The 10,339-nt window shown below is 62.3% G+C and carries 10 protein-coding genes; 7 read left to right on the top strand and 3 right to left on the bottom strand.

Annotation, left to right across the window (positions count from 1 at the left end; genetic code table 11):
- Positions 1–85: 85 nt before the first annotated feature.
- The 4 genes from Q8J98_RS08955 (at position 86) to Q8J98_RS08940 (ending at position 3,432) form a co-directional block, all read left to right on the top strand.
- Positions 86–556: a YbaK/EbsC family protein gene (locus Q8J98_RS08955; protein ID WP_305294032.1), complete on the top strand. Its 471-nt coding sequence runs from the start codon at positions 86–88 to the stop codon at positions 554–556.
- Between the two features lie 127 nt (positions 557–683).
- Positions 684–1,151 carry a DUF2852 domain-containing protein gene (locus tag Q8J98_RS08950; protein ID WP_305294031.1) on the top strand — a complete coding sequence of 156 codons (468 nt, stop codon included), beginning with the start codon at positions 684–686 and terminating at the stop codon, positions 1,149–1,151.
- A gap of 130 nt (positions 1,152–1,281) precedes the next feature.
- Positions 1,282–2,112 carry an arginyltransferase gene (locus Q8J98_RS08945; protein ID WP_305185927.1) on the top strand — a complete coding sequence of 277 codons (831 nt, stop codon included), beginning with the start codon at positions 1,282–1,284 and terminating at the stop codon, positions 2,110–2,112.
- Between the two features lie 216 nt (positions 2,113–2,328).
- Positions 2,329–3,432: a TRAP transporter substrate-binding protein gene (locus tag Q8J98_RS08940; protein ID WP_305185926.1), complete on the top strand. Its 1,104-nt coding sequence runs from the start codon at positions 2,329–2,331 to the stop codon at positions 3,430–3,432.
- 109 nt (positions 3,433–3,541) lie between these two features.
- Here the strand turns inward: Q8J98_RS08940 and Q8J98_RS08935 are convergent, their stop codons facing one another.
- The gene (locus Q8J98_RS08935; protein ID WP_305294030.1) at positions 3,542–5,227 is read right to left on the bottom strand and encodes a TRAP transporter large permease subunit; all 1,686 of its coding nucleotides are present in this window, start codon (positions 5,225–5,227) and stop codon (positions 3,542–3,544) included.
- Positions 5,224–5,808, bottom strand: a complete 585-nt coding sequence (locus Q8J98_RS08930) for a TRAP transporter small permease subunit (RefSeq protein ID WP_305294029.1) — start codon at positions 5,806–5,808, stop codon at positions 5,224–5,226. The genes Q8J98_RS08935 and Q8J98_RS08930 overlap by 4 nt, the downstream gene beginning before the upstream one ends.
- Before the next feature lie 578 nt (positions 5,809–6,386).
- On the opposite strand from Q8J98_RS08930, the gene Q8J98_RS08925 reads away from it, so the two are divergent.
- Together Q8J98_RS08925 and ilvN are read left to right on the top strand one after the other, a co-directional pair.
- Positions 6,387–8,141, top strand: coding sequence for an acetolactate synthase 3 large subunit (locus Q8J98_RS08925; RefSeq protein WP_305185923.1), 1,755 nt, complete (start codon positions 6,387–6,389; stop codon positions 8,139–8,141).
- 61 nt (positions 8,142–8,202) lie between these two features.
- Complete coding sequence (ilvN, locus tag Q8J98_RS08920) at positions 8,203–8,763, top strand: acetolactate synthase small subunit (RefSeq protein ID WP_305185922.1); 561 nt, start codon at positions 8,203–8,205, stop codon at positions 8,761–8,763.
- Here the strand turns inward: ilvN and Q8J98_RS08915 are convergent, their stop codons facing one another.
- Positions 8,764–9,063: a hypothetical protein gene (locus Q8J98_RS08915; protein WP_305294028.1), complete on the bottom strand. Its 300-nt coding sequence runs from the start codon at positions 9,061–9,063 to the stop codon at positions 8,764–8,766. It lies immediately after the preceding gene.
- A 194-nt stretch (positions 9,064–9,257) separates the two neighbouring features.
- On the opposite strand from Q8J98_RS08915, the gene Q8J98_RS08910 reads away from it, so the two are divergent.
- Entirely contained in the window at positions 9,258–10,097 is an 840-nt protein-coding gene (locus Q8J98_RS08910; protein WP_305294027.1) for a helix-turn-helix domain-containing protein, read from the top strand.
- The last annotated feature ends 242 nt before the right edge of the window (positions 10,098–10,339 follow it).

Raw genomic sequence — 10,339 nt, 5'->3', positions numbered from 1 at the left:
TCAAATATCCCCGCCGGAGGCACCTTGGGTGGCCGTGCTAGCCTCCGGCGGGGGTATTTTGACAAAGCAGAAGCGGGGGGGCCGGATGAGCAAGAGCCTGGCGCGGGTCAAGGCAGCATTGGCGGCGGCAGGGTTGCAGGCCGAAGTGCGCGAAATGGGCATCGAGACGCGCACCGCCGAACAGGCGGCTGCGGCGGCGGGCTGCGCGCTCGATCAGATCGCGAAATCGATCATCTTCCGGGGCGAGCATAGCGGGCATGTGGTGTTGTTCCTGACCGCAGGCGGCAACCGGGTAAGCCCTGAAAAGGCGAGCGCGGTCGCCGGGCAGCCGCTGGGGCGCGCCGATGCCGATCTGGTGCGCGCCGAAACCGGCTTTGCCATTGGCGGTGTCGCGCCGATCGGACACCTTGGCCCGGTGCGGGCTTTCATTGACCCGCGGCTGGCCGAGTTCGCCACCATCTGGGCTGCCGCGGGCACGCCGCGGCACATATTCGCGATTTCTCCGGTTGATCTGATCCGCGCCAGCGGTGCGGTGCTCGCCGATTTCACCCTGTGAGCGCAACACTTCGCGTAATGTAAAAATAGTTTACATCAGGCCTTGACCTCGGCGGCGGCGATACCGATGTTGCGATCATGTGAAAGAGCTTCACATGTCCTTTCAACCCTCCGCACGGAGCATGCCGATGTCTGCCTATGTCCAACCCGAAACCTCTCACCCCGCATTCAGCGGCGCGGGCAACTGGTTCCGCCGCACCGAGGCCTGGTTCGACGCCCGCGGTCGCGGCGCCTGGATCGCGCTCATGGTGGTGTCGTTCATCTTCTTCTGGCCGCTTGGCCTTGCCCTGCTGGCCTATCTGATCTGGAGCAAGCGCATGTTCGCAAACCATGGATACTGCGGCCATCGCCGCCATCATCACGCCGCCTTCCGCATGAGCGGCATGACCGGGAACGCCGCCTTTGACGCCTACAAGGCCGATACCCTCGCCCGCCTCGAGCGCGAGCAGGGCGAATTCGAAGCCTTCCTGCGCCGTCTGCGCGAAAGCCGCGACAAGACCGAGTTCGACCAGTATCTTCAAGAGCGCGCGCGCTCCGCTGCCGCCGAAACCGCCGCGCCCGCCGAAGAAGAACCCAAGGGTTCGGGGGCCTACTGAACGGCCTGATACCGCCGATACAAAAGCCCCGGTCGCAAGACCGGGGCTTTTGCCTGCCTCAAGGCGCTTGGCGAGGTGCCGCGGGTTTGCTAGCCTCAGCTTGACAACGCGCCGCAAGACCATCGGACCCATGCACCACTCGCCGCCGCTCACACCGCAGTTCTATGTGACTGCACCCCAGCCCTGCCCCTATCTGGAGGGGCGGGTCGAGCGCAAATTGTTCACCGCATTGCACGGCGAAGATGCCGAGAAGCTGAACAACGCCCTATCTCGCCAAGGCTTTCGGCGGTCGCAGAATGTGCTCTATCGCCCCTCTTGCGCCGATTGTGCCGCCTGCCTTTCGGCGCGCATCCGGGTTGCCGATTTCACCCCTTCGCGCGGCCAGAAGCGGGTGCTCCGGCGCGGTGCCGACCTGACGCGCACCGCCACCAGCCCCTGGGCTACCGACGAGCAATTCCAGCTGTTTCGCCGCTACCTCGACAGCCGACACGCGGATGGCGGCATGGCTGACATGGATATTTTCGAGTTTTCCGCCATGGTCGAGGAAACCCCGGTGAAAACCCGCGTCATCGAATACCGCTCCCGCGATGTCACGGCCGGTGCGCTGCGACCGCTGACCGCGGTCAGCCTGACCGACGTGCTCGATGACGGGCTGAGCATGGTCTACAGTTTCTTCGACCCGGAGCGCGAAGGCGACTCGCTTGGCACCTATCTGATCCTCGACCACATCGAGATCGCGCGGCGTGCCCGCCTGCCCTATGTCTATCTCGGCTACTGGGTGCCGGGCAGCCGCAAGATGGGCTACAAGGCAAATTTCGGGGCGCTCGAAATCTACAAGGGCGGGGCCTGGCAGCACATTGGCGATGCCGCGACCCATAGCGGTGCCAAGCACCCGCTGAGCATCGACCCCATCGCCGAGCAGGTGGCCCGGATCGAACTGCCAAAGACTTCGAAAGCCTGACCCCGGCGCAACCGCCGAGGAATGCGGCAGGAAGCTGCCCAATACATAATCACCCCCGCGCCAATACACCTCTGCACACCAGTTTTCAAATTCGGTGCTGGACAGGCGAAACTGGTTATATAAAGTGACCACCGGAACCGGGTTGACGGGTGCTGGCGGCGCGCCGCCAAAATGCACCGGAAACGGTTTTCCGAAAAACCAACGGGAGGAATACCAATGGACCGTCGTTCTTTCATCCGCAAAGGTGCGCTTGGGGGCACCGCAGCGGCCGCTGCCAGCCTTGCTGCCCCGGCACTTGCGCAGGGCATGCCCAAAATCAACTGGCGCATGACCTCGTCTTTCCCAAAATCGCTCGACACCATTTTCGGTGCCGCCGAAACGATGACGAAATATGTGAGCGCCATGACGGATGGCAATTTCAACATTCAGGTGTTTGCCGCCGGTGAAATCGTCCCCGGCCTGCAAGCCGCCGACGCCGTTTCCGCCGGCACCGTCGAAGCCTGCCACACCGCATCATATTACTACTGGGGCAAGGATCCGACCTGGGCGCTGGCCACCGCCGTGCCTTTCGGCCTCAACGCCCGCCAGATCAACGCCTGGTTCTACTACGGCGGCGGCAACGAGTTGATGAACGAGTTCTACAACGCGCAGAACATCCACGCCCTGCCCTGCGGCAACACCGGCGCGCAGATGGGCGGCTGGTATCGCAAGGAAATCAACACCGTTGACGATCTCAAGGGGTTGAAAATGCGGATCGGCGGATTTGCGGGCAAGATCGTGGAAAAGCTCGGCGTGGTACCGCAGCAGATCGCCGGAGGCGACATCTACCCGTCGCTGGAAAAAGGCACGATCGACGCCGCCGAATGGGTCGGCCCCTATGACGACGAGAAGCTCGGCTTCAACAAGGTCGCGCCCTACTACTACTATCCGGGCTGGTGGGAAGGCGGCCCGGCACTGCATTCGATGTTCAACAAGGCCGCCTGGGATGGGCTGCCCGAGGCTTACCGCGCGGTTCTGACGGCCGCCAACCAGGCCGCGAACACCGACATGATGGCCAGCTACGACTGGAAGAACCCCGGCGCGCTGCGCACGCTGATGGCGGCCGGTGTGCAGTTGCGGCCGTTCTCGGCCGAAGTGCTCAGCGCCTGCTACGACGCCTCGATGGAGGTCTACGCCGAAATCACCAGCACCAACGCCGCCTTCAAGAAGATCTACGACAGCCAGCTTGCGTTCAAGCGCGATGCCTATGTCTGGGCGCAATTGGCGGAATACAACTACGACACCTTCATGATGATCCAGAGCCGCAGCGGCAAGCTCTGATCCTCGGCACAGGCAAAGCCACGGCCCCGCAGAGCAATCTGCGGGGCCGTTTCGTTTGCGGCAATCGGAACCGGTGCCGCTCGCGACGCTGTCAACGGCGCACGCTGGCTCAGTTGCCCGGCGCGGGCGCACCCATCGGTGGCAGGCCGAAACCGCCAAAGCCGCCAAGACCACCGCCCAGCCCCGGCATGTCGGGCAGGGTCATGTTGACCGTCGCGGGGTCGATTTTCGGGCCCTTGTAGTGCATCACCAACCCGGGGAAACTGATTACGATGCCGATCATCAGCACCTGGATGAACACAAAGGGCACCGCGCCCCAGTAGATTTGCGAGGTTTTCACCGGGGCCATGGTCAGACCGGTGATCTTGTCGATATAGGGCACCCGCGCCGCCACCGAGCGCAGATAAAAGAGCGCGAAGCCGAACGGCGGGTGCATGAACGAAGTCTGCATGTTGACGCCGAGGATGATGCCGAACCAGATCAGGTCGATCCCCATGCGCTCGGCGGCCGGTGCCAGAAGCGGCACGATGATGAAGGCAAGCTCGAAGAAATCAAGGAAGAATGCCAGCAAGAACACCATGATCGAGATCACGATCAAGAAGCCGGTCTGCCCGCCGGGCAGCGAGATCAGCAGATGCTCGACCCAGAGGTGACCGTTGACCCCGTAGAAGGTCAGCGAAAATACCCGTGCGCCGAGCAGGATGAACATCACGAAGGCTGAAAGCCTTGTGGTCGCAGCCAGCGCCGAGCGCACCACTTCAAAGCTGAGCCGACCCTTCGCGCCTGCCAGCACCAAGGCACCGACCGCGCCCATCGCGCCGCCTTCGGTCGGCGTTGCAATGCCAAGGAAGATCGTGCCGAGCACCAGAAAGATAAGCGCCAGCGGCGGGATCAGCACAATGATCACCTGCTGCGCAAGGCGCGACATCAGGTTGATTTTCAGACCTTTATCGAAGATTGCCAGCAGGTAGATGACAACCACCGCCAACGCCGCCGCAAGAATGCCGGCGTTCTTGCCGTGCTGACCATCAAGCCAGTCGCGGCCAAAATAAAAGGTCGCTCCGGAGATCGCCAGCATGACCAGCAACGATGCGACACCAGAGCCAAGCGTGCGCGCCTCTTTCGGCAGCGCCGGCATCGACTTCGGGCGGATGATCGACATCAGCATGACATAGCCAAGATAAAGCCCGGTCAGCACCAGACCCGGAACCATCGCGCCGCGATACATGTCGCCCACCGAACGGCCCAGCTGGTCGGCCAGAACGATCAGCACGAGCGACGGCGGGATGATCTGCGCCAATGTGCCGGAGGCGGCGATGACCCCCGAGGCAAGGCTGCGGTCGTAACCGTAACGCAGCATGATCGGCAGGCTGATCAGGCCCATGGCAATGACCGAGGCCGCAACGACGCCGGTGGTCGCTGCCAGCAGCGCGCCGACGATGATCACCGCATAGGCCAGACCGCCGCGCACCGGGCCGAACAACTGGCCGATGGTATCGAGCAGGTCTTCCGCCATGCCGGAGCGTTCAAGCACGATGCCCATGAAGGTAAAGAACGGAATCGCGAGCAATGTTTCGTTCGACAACACCCCCCAGAAGCGTTCCGGCATGGCATTCAGCAATGGCCAGCTCAGGTTGATCGAGTTGTTGGAGAATGGTGCCAGTTCGACCCCGATGACAAAGAACAAGAGCCCGTTCGCTGCCAGCGAAAACGCCACCGGATAACCTGCCAACAGGAAGAAGATCAGCGAGAAGAACATGATGGGTGCCATGTTCTGGGCGATCAGTTCCATCATTTCAAAAGCTCCTTGGCAAGAGCCTTGGCTTCCAGCTCGGCCGCCTCATGCGAGGATACGAACGGTGTCGGGTCCGGGATGACGCCGCGCATCACCGCGATTTTCTTCACGATCTCGGAAATACCCTGAAGCCCCAGCAGGGCAAAGCCGATCAGCAGCAGGAACTTGGCAGGCCAGATAATGAGCCCGCCTGCGTTGGTCGAAACCTCGCCGTTCAGCATCGATTTCAGCACATAGGGTGTAAGCATCCAGAGCATCGCCAGCACGAAGGGCATCAGGAAAAAGACATGCCCAAATAGGTCGATCCAATGCTGACGGCGGCGGCTGAGCGCGCCATAGATGATATCGATGCGGATATGCTCGTTCTGCTTCAGCGTATAGGCTGCGGCCAACAGGAATGCCGCGCCAAAGAGATACCATTGCAACTCGAGCCAGGCATTCGAGGAGACATTCAGGGTCTTTCGGATGATCGCATTGGTCGCGCTGACCAAAACAGCCACCAGAATGAGCCATGCCACTGCCTTGCCGATGAATTCGTTCATCCGGTCGATGCCGCGCGAAACGGCAAGCAATCCACCCATGGTTCCCCCCCCTCAGGTTCCTTCGCCCCGGGTCGCCCCGGTGCGCCTGTATTGCCGAGCATTGTCGGCGCGTCAATAAAATCTGCCAACTGGTATGAAAAAGTGACCAGTCGGGCAGATCCAGCGGTTCTTTTGGCAGACTTTTGCCGCTTCGGCCCGAAACCGGGCGCTGACCGCTGCCTGCTCCGGGCGGAGTTTGCCGGAAAGATCCCGCCAAGGAAAGCGCCATTGCCGCGACCTCGATCCGCAGCTTTGCCGCAATGCAGTGGAGGCTGACAGCAAGAGCAAGGCACCGCCACAGCGCGATTGCATTTGTTTCGCGGTGCCGGGATCTATGCGCAACTTTTGCAAAGAAAATATTGCGCCTGCGACATAATATTCGGCCTTTTGATGGTTGACGCCCACAAACGCCCCGCATAATGTCCGCCGCGAACGCACGGAAAGGCAGGCTCATGGCCGCAGAAGTCGTCTCAGGCAGGGTCAGGCGCATGGGCCGCTAGCGGCAAACCATCACGGTTCCCATGCGCCCCCGCCCTAAACGGGGGTTTTTTCGTGCCGCAAGGCGGATGGAGTCAGATATGTCACAGTCGATGACCGGCGCAGCAATGGTGGTTAAGGCGCTGAAGGACCATGGCGTCGAGGTGGTGTTTGGCTACCCCGGCGGCGCGGTGCTGCCGATCTACGACGAGATCTTTCAGCAAAACGAGATCATCCACGTTCTGGTTCGCCATGAACAAGGGGCGGTGCACGCCGCAGAAGGCTATGCCCGTTCGACCGGCAAACCCGGCGTGGTGATTGTGACCTCTGGCCCCGGTGCGACCAATGCGGTGACCGGACTGACCGACGCGCTGCTCGACTCGATTCCGCTGGTGGTGTTGTCGGGTCAGGTGCCGACCTTCATGATCGGCACCGACGGCTTTCAGGAGGCCGACACCGTGGGCATCACCCGGCCCTGCACCAAGCACAACTGGCTGGTGAAAGACACCGACCAGCTTGCCGAGACCATCCACCGCGGTTTTCATGTTGCCACCTCGGGCCGCCCCGGTCCGGTGCTGATCGACATTCCGAAGGATGTGCAGTTCGCCACCGGCACCTATGTGGGGCCAAAGACGGTGCGGGTCGAAAGCTATCAGCCCAAGGTCAAGGGCGACATTGCCGCGATCACCCGCCTGGCCGAACTTATCGAAACCGCAGAACGCCCGGTGTTCTACACCGGCGGCGGGGTCATCAACTCGGGCCCCGGTGCCAGCCAGTTGTTGCGTGAACTGGTCGATGCGACCGGCTTTCCGATCACTTCAACGCTGATGGGGCTGGGTGCCTACCCCGCGTCGGGCAAGAACTGGCTGGGCATGCTCGGCATGCACGGGCTTTACGAGGCCAATCTTGCGATGCATGGCTGCGACCTCATGATCAACCTCGGCGCGCGCTTTGACGACCGCATCACCGGGCGGCTGGCCGATTTCAGCCCCCGCTCGACCAAGGTGCATGTCGATATCGACGCCAGCTCGATCAACAAGGTCATTCGCGTCGATCTGCCGATACTGGGCGATGTCGGCCATGTGCTCGAAGACCTGCTGAAGGTCTGGAAATCACGCGGGCGCAGGCTGAACAAGCCGGGGCTGGCGAAATGGTGGGGGCAGATCGAGGGCTGGAAGGCGAAGAAGTGCCTTGACTACAAGAACTCCAGCAGCGTGATCAAACCGCAATACGCGCTGGAGCGGCTTGAGGCGCTGACGAAATCGCGCGATCGCTACATTTGCACCGAGGTCGGCCAGCACCAGATGTGGGCGGCGCAGTACATGGGTTTCGAAGCGCCGAACCGCTGGATGACCTCGGGCGGTCTCGGCACCATGGGCTACGGCCTGCCCGCCTCGATCGGCGTGCAGATGGCCCACCCGGAAGCGCTGGTGATCAACGTGGCGGGGGATGCGAGTTTCCTGATGAACATGCAGGAAATGGGCACCGCGGTGCAGTTTCGCCTGCCGGTCAAGCAGTTCATTCTGAACAACGAACGGCTGGGCATGGTGCGCCAGTGGCAGCAGCTTTTGCACGGCGAGCGCTACAGCCAGAGCTGGTCCGAGGCGCTGCCCGATTTCGTCAAGCTGGCCGAGGCATTCGGTGCCAAGGGCATCCGCTGCTCGGACCCGGCCAAACTTGATGCGGCGATTGCCGAGATGCTGGCCTATGATGGGCCGGTGATTTTCGACTGCATGGTGGAAAAGCACGAGAACTGCTTCCCGATGATACCCTCGGGCAAGGCGCATAACGAGATGCTGATGGGAGATGCCGCAACCGAGGGTGCCATTCAGGCGGGCGGCGCGGTGCTGGTGTAGCGGCCGGGGGCGCTGCCCCCGGACCCCCGGGGTATTTGGACAAAGAAGAAAGAGCAAGATCATGGCAGCACTGAACATCAAGAAGGGTTCCACCAGCCATTCGGCCTATGAGCTGCGCGACCCAAATTCGCAAGTGGCCGAAAGCCATACCCTGGCGGTGCTGGTTGACAACGAGGCAGGCGTGCTGGCGCGGGTGATCGGGCTTTTTTCGGGCCGCGGCTATAACATCGACAGCCTGACCGTGGCCGAGGTGGACCATCTCGGCCACCGCAGCCGCATTACCGTGGTGACGCGCGGCACGCCGGCGGTGATCGAGCAGATCAAGGCGCAACTCGGCCGCATCGTGCCGGTGCACGAGGTCCATGATCTGACCGTCGAGGGCCGCGCCGTCGAACGCGAACTGGCATTGTTCAAGGTGGTGGCCACCGGCGAGAAGCGCATCGAATCGCTGCGGCTCGCCGAGATTTTCCGCGCCAATGTGGTGGACAGCACGCTGGAAAGCTTTGTCTTCGAAATCACCGGCACGCCGGAAAAGATCGATGCATTCGCCGATCTGATGCGCCCGCTCGGGCTGGCCGATGTGGCGCGCACCGGCGTTGCAGCGCTGTCGCGCGGGGTTTGATCAGCCGACCCGGCGCAGATGTGGCGCGGCGCGAAGGGGCGTCGCAGGTATCGAAGCGGCATTGACGAGGTCTTTGGGAATTTGCGGCAGCACCGCCTCGGCAAGCACCCGCACTGCACGCGCGAAACGGCTTCCCGATTTTTTGCGCAAGCTGAACTGCACAAGATCGCCGACCTCGGGCCAGGACTTGGAACACTGGCAGTTTTCCCGGCCCCTGAGATAGGCAAGCTGCGCGTGATCGTCGCACCAGATCACCGCCCCGGCGGTGACGGCATCGCTCCAGACGACCACGCCCAGCATCTGCGCCCTCTTCGTTCTCGGCGACCTCATAAGACTGTTAGCGCCAAAAGAGCAAGCGCTGGACTGTGGCGGAGATGCATCAACTTGTTGCGCCAAATCGACAAATTGGCACCAAATCGGATATCGACTGCGCCAGCTTCGTGTCACACTGACGTGGATTGTGGTCAGCCGCATTCTCCGGCCAAGGGTAGGTCATGCCAACAGAACATATCAGACGAAGGGTGCCGGCAGAAGCAGTGGCCAGCCAGCCCAGCAACCTCGAATTGCGTGCGGTATTCGGGCAGAACCTGCGTTTGCTCAGCGCGCGCGAAGGCTCGGTCAGCGCCGCCTGCCGCGCGCTGGGCATCAATCGCACCCAGTTCAACCGGTATCTCACCGGCACCGCGTTTCCTCGCCCCGATCTGCTTTACCGCATTTGCCGCCACTACGGTGTTGATGCGCGCATCCTTCTTGAACCGCTGAACGATACGGCACCGCCAAAGATGAGCGCGGAACTGGCGCGGGTCTTGCACGAGGTCATCGATGCGCCGCTTGATTTCCGGCTTGACCAGACCCTGCTGCCGAGCGGCATCTACCGGCTCTGGCGCCGCTCGTTCTTGTTGCCCGACAGGGTGATCATGTCGCTGGCGCGGGTCTGGCGCGACGGGCTGGTGACGCGGATGAAATCTTACGAACCGCATCTGATCAGCCCGAGTCAAACCGAGATCACGCGGCCTGCCATGCACCCTTGCCATGGCATCTTTCTGCGCGCCGAAGACGGCATCACCCTTGTCACGCTGTTTCCGGCAACAAGGATGCTTAGATTTTCCTACTTTCGCCAAGGGCTTGCTGGGTTCGGCGCACTTTACCCCGGCTATTCGGTGCTGGGCCGCGACCATGCAGACGGCATGGTGCGCAGCGGCGGCGCGGTGCTTGAATATTTGCCGCCGCCGGTCACCGGGCTGATGGCGCTGGCGCGTTCGGCGGGCTATCGCGATGCGGCCACGGTGCCCGCCATGTTCCGCAACCACTTGCTGAACGATCATCCGCTCTGAGGTGCTGGAAAACGGGGGCAGGTTTCCCTGCCCCCGGAGTTTCGCCGTTCAGGCTCGTGCTTGACCGCTCGGGTTTATCTGCCTGCGGCCTGAACGTCGTCAGGGGGCGAGCGCACCCGCCCCGGAACCTCACTTTTTACCAGCCTTCGCGGCGGGTGCCTTGGCCGCCGGTTTTGCGGCAGCTGCTGCCGCCGGGTCGGGGGGTGCGCCCGATGCGCCCGCCCCCGGTGCCAATCTCTCCT

This window comes from Phaeovulum sp. (genome assembly GCF_030684035.1).
Classification (GTDB): Bacteria; Pseudomonadota; Alphaproteobacteria; order Rhodobacterales; family Rhodobacteraceae; genus UBA6213.
This window is presented reverse-complemented; position numbering and strand designations above follow the sequence as displayed.

What these genes read in the sequence shown, in the direction of transcription:
- Q8J98_RS08955 (WP_305294032.1), top strand. Translation starts at nt 86, where the DNA reads ATGAGCAAGAGCCTGGCGCGGGTCAAGGCAGCATTGGCGGCGGCAGGG.
- Q8J98_RS08950 (WP_305294031.1), top strand. Translation starts at nt 684, where the DNA reads ATGTCTGCCTATGTCCAACCCGAAACCTCTCACCCCGCATTCAGCGGC.
- Q8J98_RS08945 (WP_305185927.1), top strand. Translation starts at nt 1,282, where the DNA reads ATGCACCACTCGCCGCCGCTCACACCGCAGTTCTATGTGACTGCACCC.
- Q8J98_RS08940 (WP_305185926.1), top strand. Translation starts at nt 2,329, where the DNA reads ATGGACCGTCGTTCTTTCATCCGCAAAGGTGCGCTTGGGGGCACCGCA.
- Q8J98_RS08935 (WP_305294030.1), bottom strand. Translation starts at nt 5,227, where the DNA reads ATGATGGAACTGATCGCCCAGAACATGGCACCCATCATGTTCTTCTCG.
- Q8J98_RS08930 (WP_305294029.1), bottom strand. Translation starts at nt 5,808, where the DNA reads ATGGGTGGATTGCTTGCCGTTTCGCGCGGCATCGACCGGATGAACGAA.
- Q8J98_RS08925 (WP_305185923.1), top strand. Translation starts at nt 6,387, where the DNA reads ATGTCACAGTCGATGACCGGCGCAGCAATGGTGGTTAAGGCGCTGAAG.
- ilvN (WP_305185922.1), top strand. Translation starts at nt 8,203, where the DNA reads ATGGCAGCACTGAACATCAAGAAGGGTTCCACCAGCCATTCGGCCTAT.
- Q8J98_RS08915 (WP_305294028.1), bottom strand. Translation starts at nt 9,063, where the DNA reads ATGCTGGGCGTGGTCGTCTGGAGCGATGCCGTCACCGCCGGGGCGGTG.
- Q8J98_RS08910 (WP_305294027.1), top strand. Translation starts at nt 9,258, where the DNA reads ATGCCAACAGAACATATCAGACGAAGGGTGCCGGCAGAAGCAGTGGCC.